14 protein-coding genes and 1 pseudogene are annotated in these 19,845 nt (G+C 50.1%); 4 read left to right on the top strand and 11 right to left on the bottom strand.

The genetic code is table 11. The annotated features are described in order from the left end of the window. Positions 1-192, top strand: a pseudogene (locus JFN88_RS24615) (helix-turn-helix domain-containing protein); the annotation flags it as partial. 479 nt (positions 193-671) lie between these two features. Here the strand turns inward: JFN88_RS24615 and JFN88_RS15500 are convergent. The 3 genes from JFN88_RS15500 to JFN88_RS15510 all read right to left on the bottom strand — a co-directional run bounded on the left by JFN88_RS15500 (position 672) and on the right by JFN88_RS15510 (position 1,630). After that, a complete protein-coding gene (locus JFN88_RS15500) occupies positions 672-914 on the bottom strand; it encodes a helix-turn-helix domain-containing protein (RefSeq protein WP_379167295.1) in 243 nt (80 codons plus the stop codon). Next, the gene (locus tag JFN88_RS15505; protein ID WP_199020173.1) at positions 911-1,156 is read right to left on the bottom strand and encodes a hypothetical protein; all 246 of its coding nucleotides are present in this window, start codon (positions 1,154-1,156) and stop codon (positions 911-913) included. Before JFN88_RS15505 ends, JFN88_RS15500 begins: the two co-directional genes overlap by 4 nt. Positions 1,157-1,264: 108 nt before the next feature. Further along, a complete protein-coding gene (locus JFN88_RS15510) occupies positions 1,265-1,630 on the bottom strand; it encodes a transposase (protein WP_199020174.1) in 366 nt (121 codons plus the stop codon). Positions 1,631-1,938: 308 nt separating this feature from the next. Here JFN88_RS15510 and JFN88_RS15515 point away from each other — a divergent pair, with 308 nt between their 5' ends. After that, positions 1,939-3,384, top strand: coding sequence for an FN3 associated domain-containing protein (locus tag JFN88_RS15515; RefSeq protein WP_199020175.1), 1,446 nt, complete (start codon positions 1,939-1,941; stop codon positions 3,382-3,384). A gap of 153 nt (positions 3,385-3,537) precedes the next feature. Here JFN88_RS15515 and JFN88_RS15520 read toward each other — a convergent pair whose 3' ends face one another. The 5 genes from JFN88_RS15520 to JFN88_RS15540 all read right to left on the bottom strand — a co-directional run bounded on the left by JFN88_RS15520 (position 3,538) and on the right by JFN88_RS15540 (position 9,783). Next, positions 3,538-4,245 (bottom strand): response regulator transcription factor, encoded by a 708-nt coding sequence (locus tag JFN88_RS15520; RefSeq protein ID WP_332908489.1) that lies wholly within the window; start codon positions 4,243-4,245, stop codon positions 3,538-3,540. 17 nt (positions 4,246-4,262) lie between these two features. Then, complete coding sequence (locus JFN88_RS15525) at positions 4,263-6,380, bottom strand: sensor histidine kinase (RefSeq protein WP_233167916.1); 2,118 nt, start codon at positions 6,378-6,380, stop codon at positions 4,263-4,265. Positions 6,381-6,880: 500 nt separating this feature from the next. Further along, positions 6,881-8,329 (bottom strand): cardiolipin synthase, encoded by a 1,449-nt coding sequence (cls, locus tag JFN88_RS15530; protein WP_199020178.1) that lies wholly within the window; start codon positions 8,327-8,329, stop codon positions 6,881-6,883. Positions 8,330-8,371: 42 nt separating this feature from the next. Further along, positions 8,372-8,551 (bottom strand): hypothetical protein, encoded by a 180-nt coding sequence (locus tag JFN88_RS15535; RefSeq protein WP_199020179.1) that lies wholly within the window; start codon positions 8,549-8,551, stop codon positions 8,372-8,374. A gap of 38 nt (positions 8,552-8,589) precedes the next feature. Further along, positions 8,590-9,783 (bottom strand): foldase protein PrsA, encoded by a 1,194-nt coding sequence (locus JFN88_RS15540; RefSeq protein ID WP_199020180.1) that lies wholly within the window; start codon positions 9,781-9,783, stop codon positions 8,590-8,592. Between the two features lie 414 nt (positions 9,784-10,197). On the opposite strand from JFN88_RS15540, the gene JFN88_RS15545 reads away from it, so the two are divergent. Together JFN88_RS15545 and JFN88_RS15550 are read left to right on the top strand one after the other, a co-directional pair. Next, the gene (locus tag JFN88_RS15545) at positions 10,198-12,504 is read left to right on the top strand and encodes an ATP-binding protein (RefSeq protein ID WP_199020181.1); all 2,307 of its coding nucleotides are present in this window, start codon (positions 10,198-10,200) and stop codon (positions 12,502-12,504) included. A 69-nt stretch (positions 12,505-12,573) separates the two neighbouring features. After that, positions 12,574-13,890, top strand: a complete 1,317-nt coding sequence (locus JFN88_RS15550; protein ID WP_199020182.1) for a deoxyguanosinetriphosphate triphosphohydrolase family protein — start codon at positions 12,574-12,576, stop codon at positions 13,888-13,890. Positions 13,891-14,189: 299 nt separating this feature from the next. Here JFN88_RS15550 and JFN88_RS15555 read toward each other — a convergent pair whose 3' ends face one another. The 3 genes from JFN88_RS15555 to JFN88_RS15565 form a co-directional block, all read right to left on the bottom strand. Then, positions 14,190-17,402 (bottom strand): MMPL family transporter, encoded by a 3,213-nt coding sequence (locus JFN88_RS15555; RefSeq protein ID WP_199020183.1) that lies wholly within the window; start codon positions 17,400-17,402, stop codon positions 14,190-14,192. Then, positions 17,399-17,926, bottom strand: coding sequence for a MarR family winged helix-turn-helix transcriptional regulator (locus tag JFN88_RS15560; protein ID WP_233167918.1), 528 nt, complete (start codon positions 17,924-17,926; stop codon positions 17,399-17,401). Before JFN88_RS15560 ends, JFN88_RS15555 begins: the two co-directional genes overlap by 4 nt. Before the next feature lie 232 nt (positions 17,927-18,158). Beyond that, the coding region (locus tag JFN88_RS15565) for a WIAG-tail domain (protein ID WP_199020184.1) at positions 18,159-19,845 on the bottom strand (1,687 nt) is incomplete at its 5' end.

The following is a 19,845-nucleotide window of genomic DNA, read 5'->3' on the forward strand; positions in this document are numbered from 1 at the left end:
GAATTGACGCTGTGGATTCAAGAGACCGTCAAGAGCGACGACTACAAGGCATATACCGCCCGACTGGAAAAACTGCATGAAAGACGCTTCACTACGGATAAATTCGCTGAAACGGAAACATTGGCTAGTTACACGCAATTCCTAATGACCGCATTTGCCAAGCGATTTCCGCCAGATGTCAACGGGGTATAATGGAGAGTCTGTTATTTCAGCGGACTCTCTGTCCAGATAGCCGTCACACGGTCGGTTAAAGGCAAGAAATGAAGGTTGTAGACTCTGTGTCCATGATTTCGACAAAGAGTCGGAAATGCCAGACAGAGAGTCTTAATCGTGGACGTAAAGTCTGTTGCGAACCGTCAGATAGTCTCACTAATAAGAATCAAGCTAAGAATCACTTGAAAAAGAAACAGCAGACACGCCGTTGGCGGTCTGCAATTTCAGGGGAGATTCCTGATTCTTGGAGGGGGTGAGTCGGGGAATAACTCTTTAAGGGATACTTTACTCAAGAATAAAAGATAGAGTTCCGCGCCGCCGCGCCCGCTCTACGCATCCGGCTCTCTCAATGGCTCTGAGAACGCACAGAAAGCCTTTACAGGTACATTGGGTGGAAAGATGTGTCGCACAATAACCTGGCTCTATGAGCCGTATAGAAGACTACACGGGCGGTGATGCTATTTATCTTCCATGTCAATTAACTCATGGATGTGTATGTTCAAGGCTTTACATATCTGCTCAAGGGTACTGATGTAAATTCTATCCGTCGTTTCTTTACACAAAGCATTTATTGTAGCAGGTCGCATGTTTGCCTTTATTGAGAGCTGGCGTTGAGAGATGTTTCGTTCGTCCAATATCTCTTGCAATCGTAATCTAATTTTCATGGAATCGACTTCCTCATAATCAATTGTGGTTGTCATTGATACACCCGATAAGTGGAGGAGCCGATGGTCACCAGATCGGTATCCGATTTCGAGATGTAGGAAGCGAAGTTTTTAAGAGATTGCCGGATGCCTTGCGGATAGAAAATACGGTTCGTTTTCAAACCGCTAATGACATGAAAGCCGCGCTCCGTACTCGTTTGGAGCACGGAAGCGGATGGATACCAAGCGTCCATGAGGACGTAGGTTCGACACATCGACATGGGAACGTTCTGAATCATTTCACAAGCCCAATCGATTTTGCTTTTTCCTTCGGGGTCGTAACGTTCTGAGGCAAAGGGGAACACTTGATCACCCGAGCGAAGCAAGGCTTGGACGACAGTATGCCCTTAGACGGATCGACCCTTGAGATGAGAATGTTGAAACGAAGCCCCTTGGATCGTGTGCGTAGCCTGTGACGAAGGCTTGGTTTTTTCACACACGGTATCGTCAAGAATGACGAAAATGGGGCTCTGATCACGCTGAGCATGGGTCTTGATCTGCTGAAAAGCCACCTGTTGAACGATGCGTTCGAGGTAAGATGGATTCCAATTGCCATGAGTTAAGAAATGACTCAGGGTTCTGCGATCTCGCTCTTGCAAGCTTTCTCGATGAATATCCGTTAACGTACCCGTAAATCCAGATGAAAGCATGCCGCTGACAAAGTGCTTGATGTGATGTAGTACAGGCTTGGAGAAATACAGCGGAAGTTCCATTCGTCGAACCGATTGTTCCAATGATTTTCTTGTGCTAAAGTATACGTATGAGACATATCTTGTTCTCCTCTGCGTGGGGTGGTTGGTGGTACTTCTATTTTACGCAGAGAGTCAAGGGTGTCTCTATTTACATTTCATGGAACTAATTTTGAGCAAGTGCAGTACATAAGTTGAACTAAAGAAACGGAAGTAGGTAGCCGGAGCAGCTCAAGCGCGATCTTAAAGTTTTCTTTATGTTTCATAGATGGACTTATCACCATGATAAGATTGAGGAGGAAAATCGATATCATACTTCAGGGGGACAAACGATGAGGAAAAAATTTGTCGGATTATTGATGGCGGTGCTGCTGTGCTTTCATTTTTCCGTCAGCTTTGCAGTAGGCGCAACGAAGACTTCCGCCGACTTTACAGACTTGAAGGATCTGGATGCTAAAACGAAAGCCAAGTTCGACGCGATGATCTCCGCTGGTGTATTCGACGGTGTGGGGGATGACAAATTCGGTCTCAAAGATGAAATGAACCGGGCACAGTTCGCCAAGGTTGCAGCATTGATTTTCGATTTGAAGGTGGATACGAGCGTAACGACGTCTTCATTCAAAGACGTCAAAGCCGACGACCCTGCCAATGGATATGCGTTGCCGTTTATCGAGGCGGTAAAAGCAGCAGGGATCACGGATGGCTATGGCGCGGGGGTTTACAATCCTGCCGGTAAGGTGACGAAGGAGCAGCTCGCGACGTTCCTTATTCGCGGACTCGACATGAAAGAGAATGCCATGGCAACTCCAGGCGTGAATGATTCTACTGTATCTGACTGGGCGAAGGGATATGTCGCCTTGGCGTTGGAACTCAAATTATTGGACAACGGAGCGGACCTAAAGTTCGGCGGTCAAACAAACGCAACGCGCGATCTGCTTCTTACAGGCGCATACGAAGCCAAGGGGCACTACGTAGCACAGGTAGAACAGGTAGAACAGAAGACGAAAGAGGAAGAAGAGAAGAAGGAAAAAGAAAAGAAAAAGCAGGAGGAGCAGTCTTGGTATCCAACTTCGCCGCCAGTACAAGTTATCCTTGAGACTCCTACGGCGCTTCCTGCAGGCGGTGCTGTCGTGTCAAATACGCAAGTATCGCTTAGCGCAACGGGTGGCGCAACGATCTACTATACAACAGATGGCAGCACGCCGACGAGGACAAATGGCCTCGTATATAGTGTTCCAATCGTAGTGGATAGGGCAATGACGGTCAAAGCTATTGCGGTACAAAATGGCAAGAGAGACAGTAGCATCATGTCAGCGTCGTACACGATTAACGTGCCGAAATCAGCACTGGATTTGATCAATGAAGCGTCGGAATCCGGTAATTGGACCGATGTTAATGTGACGACTTTTGGCGATGCAGGTGTTACGGATGTCATACCAGAGCATCTAGACGCCATTAAAATCGCATTGGAAATCGATTCAACACCTTATCCAAGAACATTGTCTCAAATTCAAGCGATTGTCAGCCAAACTATTGAAACGCTTATGGTAACTGCAATCTATGATTATTTAAATCCTTTCGGTGGTGAATCTCCCCCTACCTTACAAGTGTTCGCTCTCGCTGGTATAACCGGAGTGACAGCTTCGAACCTAGCTGAAATCTTAGATGAACTTAGTTGGGCCTATCAGGATAGCAGATCCGGTCAATATGGCACAACGCCCATGTCTACTAAACAAGATATCCAGAATGTTGTTGACCGTTTGCTTATTCAACCTTGAGTTGAAGACCGCTCTTGAGCGAGAAAATATTATTCCCCGGAAAAATAGCGGCGTAAGGGAGGTAATCCCTACGCCGCTATTTACTAATGAATTCGATCTTTAGGTTTAATTTGGGTGACTGTAGCTGTCATGGTCACGCTACCAACCTTAACGCTATGTTCGCGCTTGCATCGCATTTCTCGCAACCAACATATATCCGCTCCCCCGAATCGTAATGATTTTCTCAGGATAGGCAGGGTCAGTCTCGATTTTTTTGCGTAAATTACTGATGTGTACAGCGACCGTTCTCGTATCCTCCAGACTATCCATTCCCCAGATGAGCTGAAACAACGCATCGACACTGACGACACGATTAACGTTTTGTGCCATATAGGACAATAGGCTGAACTCTTTTTTCGATAAAAAGATGGTTTCATTACCCATGCTGACAGACTGTACGTAGAAATCCAGCGTCAAACCCGGTAACTCCAGCAGTTGTTCCCTTCTGCCCGTCGACACTCTGCGAAGATGAGCCTTGATCTTGGCCATGAGTACTCCCGGACTGAACGGCTTGGTCACATAATCGTCGCCGCCATAGGATAATGCACTGATTTTCACCTCGTCTTCCTCACGACTGCTCAGAAACACGATCGGCGCATTCGTGTAGCTACGTGCGTTCACGCACCAATCAATGCCGTTTTCATGAGCCAGCAGTACATCCAGTACAATCAAATCCGGCTCGAAAGACACAAGCAGCTTCATGGCTTCTGTCCCGCTATGACTGTAGGAGGATATGAAACCCTCCCTCTCGCAATACACCTGAACAATCTCGCATATATGGGGATCATCATCGACAATCATTATTTTGTGAGTGTCTACCACACCGTCACCTTCCTTCATTATACATTGCAAGGAAGCGATACATAAAATATCGCCCCCGTCTTGCCGTCGCTCTCCGCTCGAACCGTCCCTCCATGCGCTTGTACGATTTCCCTGCAAATCGCCAGCCCGAGCCCGGTGCCCTCTACTTCCTTCTCCACGCCCGGTCGATCATACTTGTAATTGCGATCGAAGATTTGCTCAAGCTGATCTGGAGGAATACCCGTGCCAGAATCTTGTACGCTAATTATGGCATAGTAGGTATCATTCACCTCATCCACAGCTAGAGCAATACGTACCAGCCCACCCCTAGAGTTGAACTTCATCGCGTTCGACACTAGATTAAACAAAGCCTGCTCTAATCTTTGCGCATCCATCTCGACAACAGGCATGTCAGGTCGTTGATCTTCCGCATCTCCGATATCCAGCATGAAATCCAACCCTGCGTCATGCACGACCAGCTCATATTGTTCAAAAAAAACACGCAAGAAGTGAATTACATAAACCGGCTCCATTCGGTACGAGACTTGTCCCGTCTCTAAAAGCGACAAGAAGGACAACTCCTCGATCATGCGGTTAATTCTTATCGTGTTCTCCCGGATATACTTCAGATACTGTTCATTACGTTCCGGCTTGACCCTGTCCTGCACAGCTTCTACATAACCAAGCATACTGGACAACGGCATACGCAGATCGTGCGTAATATAGGCAAGGAGCTTCTTCCTTCCTTGCTCGGAGTGAAGCAACCGGTCATACGAAGTGCGGAGATCATCGTGAGCTGCGGATAAGGCCTGTGTACGTTCCTGCACGGTCCGCTCCAAATTCATATTCATTGCGGTCAGCTTGTTGTTAGCGTCCTGCAGCTCTCGGGTAATCCTCTCCTCGTTCGATGCCGCCCTCGTAAATCTTGAAGAGAGCAGAATCATCTGTGCGATCGTAAATATCAACAGACCAGGCGGAGATGTATTTCCAATCAGTGACCATTCGTTGTAATATAAAAAATCGTTGATGACCGTAACTAAAGCAACCACCGACACCAACAGGAAGATCAGCGCTCCCTCTTTACGCCGCACAGCCGCTTGGACCAGCCCAACCATCAGATAAATCATATGGAGAACAACCATCACACCGATCATCAGTAATAATTTTGTATATATAAGCGCAGGGGTCACCGTAACAACGATACAGAATGCGCCGGTTACGAGCCGCGTGCCACGCTGAAACCAACGCGACACATAATTGGGAAAGATGCAATCAAAGTACATCGTGATGATGTATCCACTGCTACACAGAATCAGGTACTCGATCTTGAACTGCAAGCCCCATGGAAAAGCTGGCCACAATTGTGTGAGCAATAGCTCACCGACCAGCAACGACCGGATACCAAACAACAGGGTGAACAGACCAAAATACAATGTAGCCCTGTCTTTGCGTCGCAGGACGAACAACAGCAGGTGATACACGCCAATCATTAGCAGGCTTGCGGTGATGAACATTTCAGCGGCGATTCTCAGATTTGTCCTGACCGTTAACACATCGCTGCCGCCCAACTCTATATACTTGGTGATGCCGCCTCGCTTATGATGGAAGTTGGCTACTTGCATAACCAGCTCCACCCTGTCATTCTCGGGCTGAAAGAATACCAGCTTCGTTGACAGAAGCGGTGTCGCGCCACTCTTGTCCTGACCAACTACACCAACTTCTTCCAAAAGCTCGCCATTAACCCATAATTTATATGCATGAAAAATTGTAGGCAGCCGCAGAGCAAGTCGCTCATTCCTATCTTGCTCGCTAAGTTGGATGACCACTCGAAAGGTTGCAAAACCTGTACCGGTCAGTTGCTGACCATCTAACCGATAGCCTAGCCAGGAGCTCGGGATGCTAATCCAGCGGTCATGATTTCCGTCCCTTGTAGAACGAATCTGTATGTCCTCAGGTGACAGCAGCTCTTGCCAGTAAAACGCCCACTCCCCGTTTAACTTTATCGGATTCTCACTGACATAAACCTTCGTTAAATCCAGAATGCCTTCTTCACTTTGGAACTTAGGGGAGTCCGATGCAAAGATGACAGCATAGCTTGCAACCAAACCAATAACAACGGCAGCAGCTATATGAAGCAAGATAGTGCGAGAACCCAATCGGAGAATTCCCCCCATTATGAATCCAACCCCAATCTACAAGAGAGCAAAAAATAAATTAATTACCTAAATAATATCATCATTAAAGGAAAATGTACCCTGCAAATATCTGCAAAGCGTTGAACACAAACATCACAATGAGGTCCTTGGATCGTCTACACTAAGTTAGACCGAAAAAATAAGGGTTAGTAGAATGAAGAGAACGAACTCCTAGCAGGGGGATGCCCTTATAAAAGTTGTTCAGTTTTGTGTTGACAATCCAAACTTCTTGACAGACCCAATTTCCAATCAATGCCGAATGAGTTGAGCTTACTATAGAAACTAAATCCTTTCATAAACAAAGTGAAGACCGCCTTTCATCGGCGGTCTTCACTCATCTTCCATATCTATTAAATCAATCATTTTGCGAATATCTTCAACTTCTAAAGCCTCTGCAATCCGCTCAATATGACCAAAATTAATATTTTGCCGGTTATAATTTTAACACCCTTACAGATAAGCTACAAAATAGGCGAGAGCAGCCGCGCCAGCGACTCCTTGAATTTAAGCACAAGCGAACGCTTGTAATAGCTCTCCCGCGTCAGCTCCGTGCTTGAGCGCATGTCGCGCAGGAAGATTTCCTTGAGCCGGGTTGAGGTCGCGGTATCGTAGATAAAAGCATTCATTTCAAAATTGAGACGGAAGCTTCGGATATCGATATTCGCTGTCCCAACCGATGCCAGCTTGCCGTCGACCACTATCGTCTTGGCATGGAGGAAGCCCTTGTTGTACAGATAGACCTGTACGCCGCTCTCCAGCAGCTCGCCCAAATAAAAGGAAGACGCCCAATAGACAAGCTTGTGGTCCGGCTTGTTTGGAATCATAACTCTGACATCGACTCCCGAAATCGATGCAAGCTTCAGCGCGGTGAGCAAGCTGTCGTCCGGGATGAAGTACGGCGTCTGCAAGTAAATGCTCTCCTTGGCGGCATAAATCATTTTCAAATAGCTGTTCTTGATCTGCTCCAGCACAGAATCGGGCCCGCTCGATACAATCTGCATGCCTACCGAGCCTTCGCCGTCCGGAGATACCTGGAAATAATCCAGCTCCAGCGGCAGCTGTGCGGTCGAAGCCAAATTCCAGTCTAATATGAATTGCACCTGAATCTGCTGTACGGCGCCGCCTTCCAGCCGCAAATGCGTATCCCTCCAAGGTCCGAACCGCTTGGATTTCCCCAAATATTCATCCCCGATATTGAAGCCGCCAATGTAACCATAGCGACCGTCAATAATCGCCAGCTTGCGATGGTTGCGATAGTTCAGCCGAAGGTTGAGCAGCGGAATCCGGGATGGGAAGAACGACGCCACGTGTCCTCCCGCTTCTGATAGTTCCTGAAAGAAGCGCTTGGGCAGCGCTCGCGAGCCGACATGATCGAACAGGAAACGTACTTCCACTCCCTCTCTCGCCTTTTTCACCAACGTCTGCATCAGCCGCTTGCCAAGCTCATCATCACGTACAATGAAGTACAGCAGATGAACATGCTCCCTCGCATTTCGAATATCCTCCAGCAAGGAGTCAAATTTACTCTGTCCGTCCGTAAAAATCTGCACACTGTTATCCTGTGTATAGAGCGAGTGGCTGCTGACCAGATTCATCAGAATCATATCATAGTAGCTGTCAATGGCCGGGTCCTTGAACTCAATCCGCCGCTGCTCCAGCATGATGAACTGCTTGCGCAGAATGTCGCGAATACGATTCAGTCGATCGGTCTTAATCTTGTAGATTTTGCGGCGGCTCAAGTTCTGCCCCACAATCAAATATAGAATAAAGCCGACACTGGGCAGGAACGACAACACCAAGAGCCACGCCCAGGTAGCAGCAACATTGCGCCGCTCCAAAAAAATAACGGTGCCTGCCAGAAGGAAGTTCATCACGTACAAGATGACAATTGTATTTTGCAGCAATCCCATCGCTTAAGGTGCCCCCCGTTCCCCATTTTCAATCCTTCTCTATTATCTATGAAAAGCTGATAAAATACCAATTTTCCCGCCAAAAACTTCTACTGGTTGCTTATTCGTTATCCTGGCACTGCTTTGTGGCAGCAGGCAGCTTTTGACGGCATGGCGCTGCGCCGGCTTTGCCGCCGCAACGTCAAAAGCGCCGTTTCCATAAACGGAACCGGCGCTTTCCAAACCTGATCATTCTTGATTAGACCTTGAAGCGTGCTGCCTTATTTGTTCTTGCCTGAGTTGGCGGCTTCATCCTTATTGGAGCCTTCAGCAGGCTGTCCCTGTGTACTTGGCTGCTCCGGGTTCAGCTTGTTATCGATGGTCGACTTGTCACGAAGCTCCTGAAGCCAAGTGGTTGATTTCGTATAAACTTCATTATTAACCAACTGCTCTTTCAGCTCGTCTTTTTTCTCTTCATAAGATGGCGAAACAGCTTCCTTACGGTCCGTAACTTTGATGATATGAAAGCCGTACGTCGTCTTGACGATATCGCTCAGTTCGTCTTTTTTCAGGGCAAAAGCCGCTTCCTCGAATTCCGGCATCATCGCGCCGCGCCCAAAGAAGTTCAGGTCGCCGCCATTTTCCTTGGAACCCGGGTCCGTAGACTTTTCCTTCGCCAATGTAGCGAAGTCTGCTCCTTGCTTGAGTTCGGCCAGAATTTCTTCGGCTTCTTTCTCAGTAGCTACAAGAATATGGGAGGCTCTCACCTGCTCAGGCGTACCCATATATTCCTTATTCTGTTCGTAGTATTCCTTTATCTTGTCCTCTGTCACTTCAACCGTTGGCGCAAGGAGCTTGCGCAGTTCGATCTGGTGATGGATTTGCTTGCGGAGAATATCTTCCGTCATCCCGTTCTGCTCGACGATGCTCAGCAGCTGCTCCTTGGAACCGTACTGCTCCTCAAGCTTCTGCCATTCCTGGTCGATATCGGCATCCGTGACGGCAAGTCCTGCCTTGGCCATCTCCTGACTCAGCAACTTCTCGGTAATCAGGGAGTCCAGCGTCTGCTTGCCGCCTGCATCCACAAGGGTGTTGTACAGGTCATTCTTTGTAATCTCCTCGCCATTGACGACAGCTACCACTTCATTGGAAGCTTTGCCGCCAAGCGGACCGGTCACTGCAATTACAATCAGCAGCACCAGCAGCACGAAGGATACGCCCATCCATACGGCAGCTAACCGATTCGGCTTATTTGGAGCCTGCGGCTCCTGGCCGGCATGGTCTGCAAGAACTGCATCCGGCAGTTCTTCACTTTCCCTCCGCTCGTCTTCGTCAGATTCGTCCTTGTCGGACACATCATCGTCCAAGGCGGTCTCTGCCGTTTCAGCGCTTTCCTCCTTTGCTTCAGTAGTTCCCTCCTCTTTATCTGCTTCTGTAAGGGATTCATCCAATTTCTTGTCTTCCGGTTCTTTCATTCCGTTACCCCTTTCTATTAACATACAAATATAATACCAAATATATCAGACAAGCGCTTGCAGAACCTTAAATTAAAATAAAAAATAATGGTTCATTTGCGGCTCAAAACCAAAACTAGTGGTTGCCCTATAGTAAGGAGGGAACGCTGCGTGGCAGAGGATTCTTCCGATCGCTGTTAAAGCCCGATTCCTTGATTTGATGCAGGTTAGCAGGGGGAATCGGGCTTTAAAGGCGACCACTTTCGTTTCTCCAGAATCCTTCTGCCCCCTCCCACTTTTTCCTTCCCGTCATGCGCTGATTTTAAGGGCGAGCCTTCATAGTTTAGCAAAATACGGAATGCAATTGCAGGTTCAATAGCTTCCGTGTAAACTTCAATAGAGCGCAACGTCAGAATTAATAAGGAAGGTGCAGGTATGTCCATCAAGCTCAAGTTATCCTTGTGCATTTCACTTGTCGTAGCTGCTGTACTTACTTTGAATATATCCATCTATTATTTTACGACAATGGATAGACTGGTCACCAGCGCCAAACAGCAATCGCAAGCGATTGCCGAGCAGATCAGCTCCGCATTGGAGGCTACAAGCCATGCAAGGAACAACATGGAAGAATCGCTCGGACAAATGCTGCGTATGGCGGCTATCTCCGCAAGGAAGCAGCTCCCTGCCGATATTGATCAAATTACCAATGAAGAGCTTTCCCGGCTCAGCCTTGAACTCAATGTGGACGATATTACACTGTGGCGGCGGACAGGCTCGGATATTATTGCCGTGAAATCCTCCGAGCCTGATGAACTAAATATAAGCTCCTCTACCTGGGGATACTGGCATACCGCCTTTAATCAATTGCTCGATCATCGCGAAGTTACAATACCGCAAGGCCAAAAACTCAAAGACTTCTGGTCCGGGCCTTACAACTTTGCTGCATCCAACCCCGACAAGATCATCAAATGGGGGTATTATTACGATGGCACAACCAATTACATGATCAATCCTTATATAAGCGTCGAGCCTCTGATTGCTTTCAACGATCGCTTCAAGCAAGAGACCATTCCGAAGCTCACTCATGGGTATCCGGGCGTGCTTGAAATCAACGGGTTCGACCCGGAATTTTTCGGCAAGGAACCGATCCTGCGGATCAAGAAGGGTCGTGTGGTCTACAACCTCGACGTCCGTGCTGTTCTGTTCGGCAGCAACAACTTTGCCAACCCTGATCCTGACGAGGACGTACGCAGCATTCAGACCGCCACCTCAACGGGAGAAATTCAGACCCAGACGGCAACGATAAAGGAAAGGATGGTCACCAAATATTTCATCCCGATCCAGGGAGAGTCCAAACCCAATGTGTTTAATATTGTCCTGGACCAAAAAACGATTGTGAAGCCGCTGTACGACCAGTTGCTGATGCAGGTGATCATCTCTTCCTTTCTGCTCATCATTACGCTGGTCGGCAGTTACTTCTTATCGGGCATACTTATTCGCTCTTTGAAAAAAATCGTCCATAAGGTAAATGAGATTTCCTCAGGCAGCTTCGGGACGAAAATTGAGTTGAAAAATACGAAGGACGAGCTTGGACAACTGGCCGAACAGGTCAATTCGATGGCGGACAACCTTCAGCATTACATGAATCGGCTCCAAAATTCAGCCGAGGAGCTGCGGAGCACGAAGGAATATCTCGAATCCTTCATTAATCATACGTCCGATGCCATCCATGTATCGGATCTGCAGGGCAACATCACGCAGGCGAACAAGGCGTTTTGGCAAATCTATGGCTGGAGCTTCGAGGAGATACAAGGGCAGCCGCTTCCCGGTCAGCTTGAGGAAATTCGGGCGGAAGAGCAGGATTTAATCCGTCGGATTATTCAAGGGGAGACAGTGACAGGCTTTGAGACAGAGCGGTTAACAAAACATGGCAAGCATGTCGACGTCAGTCTGACGATTTCCCCTATCCGCAATGGGCAGGAGGAGATTGTCGCAATCGCGACGATCTCCCGCAATATTACCGACCGCAAACGGACCGAGGAAATGATTCTCCGTTCGGAGAAGCTGTCTGTGGTTGGCCAACTCGCCGCCGGTGTGGCCCATGAAGTGCGCAACCCGCTTACAACGCTGCGGGGCTTCGTCCAGTTGCAGAAGACGAAAGGAACGGTAAGCCAAAGTCACCTGAACATTATGCTCGCCGAGCTGGACCGAATCAATTTCATTGTGAGCGAATTTCTTGTTCTGGCCAAGCCGCAGGTGATTTCCATTCAAACCTTCAACCTTCGCAAGCTGCTGAATGATCTGGTCATGCTGCTGGACGGTCAAGCGAATCTGGACAAGATTCAAATCAACCTCCCGAGCGAAGGCCATCCGGCTTATGTAACCGGCGAACCGAACCAGCTCAAACAAGTTTTTGTCAATCTGCTCAAAAATGCAATGGAGGCCATGCCTGGAGGCGGAACCATCGCCATGGAGATTGAACAGAATACACAAGGCAAAGTCATCGTACGTGTAATTGATGAGGGAGTCGGGATTTCCAGGGAGGACCTGCAGCATCTGGGAGAACCGTTCTTTAGCCGCAAGGACACCGGCACAGGACTTGGCCTGATGATTTGCCAGCAAATTATTTCCCATCACAATGGAATATTGAACGTTTACAGCGAGTTGGGCAAGGGAACAACTGTGGAAGTCGCTTTGCCGGGCGCGGCAAAAAGAGATGCAGGCGAGCAAAACAGCGAATAGGCAAATGTATAAGCAAATAGGGGAAGAAATCATTGTTGTTATTCTTAGAACGTCAAGGAGGAAAGAAACATGGACCTGCGCACAATGCGGCTAGCCGAGCCTTCCATTCATAATTTCAGTGAAGAGCGGGAGGAATATGAGCGGGATTACGCACGCTTGATCCAATCTCCTGCCTTCCGGCGGATGCAGGGCAAATCGCAGGTATTCGGCGCCGGAACCGGAGACTACTACCGCACCCGCCTGACGCACTCCCTGGAGGTATCTCAGATCGCCCGGGAGGTGGCCCGCAGACTAAGCAAACACTATCCCTTCCTTGGCAAAAAGGATCATCCGGGCCTGATGATCGAATCGGCTGTCGTTGAATGCGCGGCACTGGCCCATGACCTTGGTCATCCGCCCTTCGGGCATCGGGGAGAAGCCGTACTGAACCGCCTCCTGCTGCAACATAGCGGCATTCCTTATGAAGGCAACGCCCAAAATTTCCGCATTCTGATGTTCCTGGAGAAACGGGCCGGGAGCGGCAGCGGGCTGGACCTTACAGCAGCCGTGCTGCTGGCCGTCAACAAATATCCGTTCTCGCTTGGGGAGACCGGTCAGCTCAAGGGGTTGTATACGTCGGAATGGCAGACAATCAATGAACTGCGGGATCTCTGGCAGATGCCTGCGGGTTGCGGTACGCTGGAGACGCAACTGATGGACTTATGCGATGATATCGCCTACTCTACCCATGATATCGAAGACGGCATCCGGGCGGGCAAAATCCGCATGGACCGCGAGTTTTTCGAAAATGACCGGCTCGTCGAGCTGCTGGTGCAGGAAATTATTCAGGATGTCCATAATAGCGACGTGTGCTGGGATCAAATCGATGTGGCGGCCATGGTCCGCACCGTACTTACAAACTACTTTAGCCAGTGGGAGGAAGTATACGCTGAATGCAATCATGAGCCTTCGCGCACTCGCAGGGAGATGAAGGCACGCTGGGTCAGTATCTTTGCCGGACGGGTCGGTATAGTAGATGATGCCGCCAGCAGATGGAAGCGCGTCACCTTCGTCCGGGACGGTCAGAAGGATTACGAGCTGCTGCGAACGATGGAGATTCTGAAGAAGCTTGCCTGGGTGACGCTGGTGAAAGACTTCCGTGTACAGCGGCTGCAGATGCGCAGTGAAATCCGCATCGGGCGGCTGTGGGACAGCTTCATCGATCCGGACTACGGGCGGCTCATCATTCCGCCGGATTGGGTGGAAAATTACAAGCAGCATAAGCAGCACTGGCCATGGGCCCGCTTCGTAGCCGACTACATCTCGGGGATGACGGATGCCTATGCGGAAAAAGTATATGCCGAGCTATTCTCCGGGAGCTCCGGCTCCATCTACGAGAAAGATTGAGCCTGCTGTCCGATCGGTTGCCCATGATCTCCTTTTGCAGCGTCAGTTATGAAGGATGACACGACGGCCTATGAATAGCAAAGAGGCTGTCCCAAAAGCGTTTGCATATTAGGGGAACATTCAATTTTTAAGCAAAAAGGACCTCAAATTCCACTGCAAAGTGGAGGTTGAGGTCCTTTTTCTTGCTGAAACTCGGTTCTAAGTGGGGCTAGAAAAATCACAAATTGATTTTTGGGACAGCTCCTTTTTGTAATCGCATATGAACGTATCGCTTCAACGCCACCATTGGTGTCGTTCGTTCAAGAATGGGAGCTACGCTCCGACGACGAACTGATGTGGGCAACTGCAGGAGCGCCAGTACCGAAGCCGTGCTCCTCTTGTTCGTTGCGCTTCATGAACGGCCACCAGTTCGCCTCGCCAAACACCCGTACCATAACCGGCACAAACAGCGGCAGCATAACGAGCGCGTACAGGAACAGTCCGCACAGTACAATCGTCGCAATTTGCAACAGCGACAGCACGCCTGAAGGCAGCATCGCTGCGAAGGTGCCTCCCAGAATCAGAGCCGCGGACATAATGACGGTCCCCATGTTTTTCATCGATAGCAAAATCGCTTCCGTCGGCTTCAAATTGCGATATTCCTTGAAGCGGTCCATCAGGAAGATGCTGTAGTCGATACCGAGCGCCACCAGCAGGACGAAACCGAAGAACGGAACCGCCCAGCTTACGCCAGAGTATCCCAGTATGCGGACGAATATCAGCTCGGTGATCGCCACGGATGTGTAATATGTCAGCAGCAGCGATGCCACGAGGTAAATCGGCAGCACGATTGACCGGAACATGATAATCAGAATCAGCATAATACCGATCATCATGAAGACGACCGTGCGGGAATAATCTGCCGCGGATATTGTGCGCAAGTCCGTATTCATGCTCGTGACACCGCCAACGGCAAGCTCCGCTTTGTCAAAGGACGTGCCCTTGAGTCCCCTAGCCGCTGCATCCTGCAGCAACGGGATTTTATCCATCGTCGTACTGTCATACGGGTTGCCCGAGAATACAACATCAAATTTGGCAATCTTCCGGTCTTTGGACAAATAGACATCCAGCGCCGTCTGGAATTCTTTATGATTAATCACTTCACCCGGAAGGAACCAGCCTGTCATCTGACGGTTCGGAGAGCCGGACAGCTCACTCAGATAATCTTGGGCGGAGTTCAGCCCGCCGGATACCTTATTCAATCCGTCGACACTCTGATCGAGACCGTCTGTCAGTTGAGACAACTGTCCGTTCAATTGGGCAAATCCACTCTGCAATTGCTTTTGCCCGCTGGCAAGCTGGTCGAAGCCGCCGGTGAGCGCAGGGAATCCCTTAACGATTTGTCCTTGTCCGTTAGCTGCCTGCTCGATGCCTGACTGGAGTTTGCCAATGCCTGCAGCCAGTTGCTCCAGCCCTTTGGCAAGCGCAGCCTGCCCTTCGATGGCCTGACTCAGCCCGCTGTTGGCCTGATCCAGTCCGCCGCCGAGTCCAGCCAGTTGTGCGTTCAGCTGCTCCAGCCCCTTGGTGACGCCGCCGGCAGTTGCCTGGAGAATGCCAACCGATTTTTGCAGTTCGGCATAGGCCTCGTCATCTTTTAACTCGGGATGCTTCTCAGCCAGAGCGCCCAAACCTTGGCCAAGACCGCTGATTTGGGAAGCAAGCTGCGTCTGCAAGGCCGTCACATCTGCGTAGCCTTTGGACAACTGGCTTATGCCTCCGCCCATTTCCTTGTAACCCTTGAGCAAATCCCTTGACGCCTGCGTCAACTGGTCCGCACTTGACTTCGCCTGCCCAAGTCCCGCCTTCAACTCACCAGCGCCGGCAGAACCATCACGCAGTCCTTGCTCAATCCGCTTCAGACCATCGCCCAACTGACTAACGCCCGCCTTCAGCTTATTAGTTCCCGTAATGAGCTGTGCAGCCCCTTGGGCCGCTTCATTCAGCTTTGGCGCATTGTCGCCCAGCGCTTTGCTGGCTTCCGCCAACCCTTCGCCAATCTTGCCGAGTCCATCCTTGCCTTCGCCAAGGCCGTCGCCCAGCGTCTGAACCTGCTTGCCGACCTCAAAATCATCAAGCTCGTCACCCGCCGGACGGGTGGCGCTGCGCACCAGCTTCACGCCGTCAATCTTCGCCAGCTCGCGGCTGACCTGCTCGATTGCAGCAAGGCCTGCCGTTGTATCCAGCGGACTATCCGACTTCACAACAACAGTAGAGGCCAGGGTGTCCCCAGGGCCGAAGCTGTCGGAGATTACTTGGAAGGCTTTTACCGAATTATATTTGTCCCCGATTTCATCAAGGGAATTGAACGATACGGAGCCTTTATAAGCAGCCAGGAACGGTACGATTAGAACCGCCAGAATAACCAGTGCCCATACCGGACGCTTTAGCGAGAATGTGCCAACCGCTCCCCACAGTTTGCTCGGCTTATGCTCCAGCGAGCCTTTGACCGGCCAGAAAATTGTCTTGCCCAGGACGGCCAGAAAGAATGGCACAATGGTAACCAGGGCAATCAACAGCACCGCGACTCCTACAGCTACCGCCACAGCCGAGCGATACAGAATGAAGGTTGAGAAGCCGATTGAAGCAAATCCGACCAGAACCGCAAGACCGGAATAAAATACTGTTTTCCCTGCCGTTCTGTAAGTTGCCAGTATCGCCTCTGTCTTGCTGCCACTATGCAGCAGTTCCTCCTTGAAGCGGCTGATCAGGAGAATGCAATAGTCCGTCCCGATCCCAAACATAACTGCTACCATAAAGATCTGCGTGAAGTTGGATAGCGGGAAATCTGCATAATGCACCAGAAAAGCGACTACCGATTGCGATACCAGATAGCTAAGCCCCACTGTAATCAGCGGAATGATCGGCGCCACAACCGAACGGAAGACCACGAACAGAATAACCAAGATAAACACGAGCGTAATCATCTCGGTTTTCTTGAGTCCTGCCTGCGAACTCTCTACAACATCCTCTTCAATTAACCAATCGCCTGTAAAATAGTGCGTCACATCTACGCCTTTGACGGCTTCATATAATGAGTCTCTCATCTCCGCCGGAGTTCGGTTGTTCGCGGCAATATCGACAAGCGCCATCACCGTTGCGCCGTCCTTGGATACAAGCTGCTTTTCCAACTCAGGGGTGTCAAAATGAGTGATGACGGATGTGACTCCGTACGTATCCTGCGTTTTTTTCAGACCTTCAATCCCCTGCTTGATCTTCTCAAGCTCGCTGTTGTTCAGCCCATTCTCATTGTGGAAAACCAGCACCGCTGAATTCGTCTTCGGCGCATCTGGATCATTCCCGTGCAATTCCTTGATAAGTTTGCCCGCTGCGGAAGATGAATAGCCATCCGGCACGCTGATCTGACCCTTGTCCCTTACCAGTTCCTCCATATTGGGAGCTCCCAGGAACAGGCCAACTCCTGCGACCAGCCATAAAGCCATGATTATCCATCTAAATTTTAAAATAATTTTCATTGCTGATTTCCGCTCCCATCCGCCGTTTCTGCAAGTACTTTAGCCAGCTTTTCTAAAACATTGATAAATAGCATCGCTTCCTCACTGTCAAAATCGACAAGGTATTTGGAAAACAGATGCAGGATTCGGGTCTCCATTTCATCCGTAAGTCTGGTCCCTTCCTCCGACAGCTCCAGATAGATCACCCTGCGGTCCTTCTCATCCAGACGCCGTATAATCAGATTCTTGGCAGACAGTCGGGTTATAATTGCAGTGATGGAACTTCTCCCGACACAGAAAATATCAGCCAGTTCGGACGATGTCGCACTGCCTTTGGAGCGAATATAGCGGAGCGTAGACAGTTGTTCCGCTGTCAAATCCCCGGGAGTAAGTTCACGAATCATCGCGTTTAATTTGCGGTTCACTGTAAACATTGCGGTTTCGTACCGAGCCGTAATTTCAGGCAGCATCTTTTCTTCCATAACGGTATTCGCTTTCTCCTTCCCCTCGATGTCGTCCATAGGCTTGTTCGAAATAGTTTCCATATCAAATTATTCAATTATAGAATAGTTCAATAGTTGAACTATATCAGCGGAACAAGTTTTCCGTCAATGTGTGAAAGCGCTATTTAGTTTGACTTTTTTGTGAAGAATCGTTTTACTTGTACGCCCGCTACCGATCAGGCCCATACGAAAAAGCGCAGCCCTCTTCCACTCAAAGTCATCACTTTGAATGGAACGAGCTGCGCTCACTTCAGGTTAGAAGATAACTTTTAAACTACCTTGGACCAAGTGCGATCCAGTTCAGGATGCCTTCCGGCTCTGGACCGAACCGGCTGCGCACCACGGCTATAATTGCGCCCTCTGTCGTCCTCGACTGAATGTAGGCGTAGCAGGACGGATGGTCTGTCGTCACTGTCAGCGCATACTGGTCATTGCTGAAAGGCCGGTCAAACCAGATGACAACCTCCGCTTGTTCATCGTGACTGCCGAAGGCGAACGGTGCGAGGCCGAAGCACTGCCCCAGCACGCCGGAGTTCGACATTGCAATTACAGGCGGGAACGCCAGCTTGGATAACGTCACAGACTGGTCCCGGAGATGAACGCCTGCTATACTATCCGACCCGATCTCTGTTGAAATCCGATATCCGGCAAAAATATCCGGCGCCAGCTTGCTGGCAGTCACGGAGCCGTCCGCCAGTTCCTCACCGGTTATCGTCCCCTTGGCCAGATGTTCCCTCGTGATGGCCCCCGGTATAACATGCTGCTCACCCACCGAACTATAGCCCAGTTTGTCGCTGCTTACCGCCCCATCTGCCAGAGCAGCTTCATCCACAGCTCCTGAACTCAGATGATGGGCATACACGGATTCCGGCACCAGATGAGCGGCCACGATCGATTGTGCGGCGATCTTCTCTCTTGTAACTGCTCCCGCCATTAGTTGCTCCGAACCGACTGAATCTGCAGCAAGCTGCTCCCGACTAACTGCTCCCGGCGCAAGATGCTCACGGCTAACTGCTTCCGGTGCAAGCTGGTTGCGGCCCACACTTCCATCCTGGAGCTTCGAGCCGGACAGTGTGCCGTCCTCCCATACCTGTTCTTCGATTGCGCCCGGAGCCAAATGTTCACGGCTCACCGACCCCGGGGCCAATTGCTCGCCATTAACCGATCCCGGCGCAAGATGCCAAGCCTGGACGGAACCTGCCGCCAACTGGCTGCTGTCCACCGCTCCGTCCACAAGATGCTCAGACGTGACGGCTCCCGCTTGAATGTGAATTCCCTGTATACTCTGCTCGGCCAGATGCTGGCCGGTCAATGTGCCTGCTTTGATATGCTCCCCATGCACCGCTTCAACTGTCAATTTTTCAGACGTGACGGCTCCCGCTTGAATGTGGCTTTCCTCTATACTCTGCTCGGCCAGATGCTGGCCGGTCAATGCGCCTGTTTTGACATGCTCCCCATGCACCGCTTCGGCTGTCAATTTCTTAGAGGTGATAGCTCCCGCTTGAATGTGAATTCCCTGTATACTCTGCTCGGCCAGATGCTGGCCGGTCAATGCGCCTGTTTTGACATGCTCCCCATGCACCGCTTCGGCTGTCAATTTCTCAGACGTGACGGCTCCCGCTTGAATGTGGCTTTCCTCTATACTCTGCTCGGCCAGATGCTGGCCGGTCAATGTACCTGTTTTGACATGCTCCCCATGCACCGCTTCGGCTGTCAATTTTTCAGACGTGATAGCCCCAGCTTGAATGTGGCTTTCCTCTATACTCTGCTCGGCCAGATGCTGGCCGGTCAATGTACCTGATTTGATATGCTCCCCATGCACCGCTTCGGCTGTCAATTTCTTAGAGGTGATGGCTCCCGCTTGAATGTGAATTCCCTGTATACTCTGCTCGGCCAGATGCTGGCCGGTCAATGTGCCTGCTTTGATATGCTCGCCATGCACCGCTTCGGCTGTCAATTTC

Origin of the sequence: Paenibacillus roseus (genome assembly GCF_016424485.1) — a bacterium.
GTDB classification, from domain to species: domain Bacteria; phylum Bacillota; class Bacilli; order Paenibacillales; family Paenibacillaceae; genus Paenibacillus_D; species Paenibacillus_D roseus.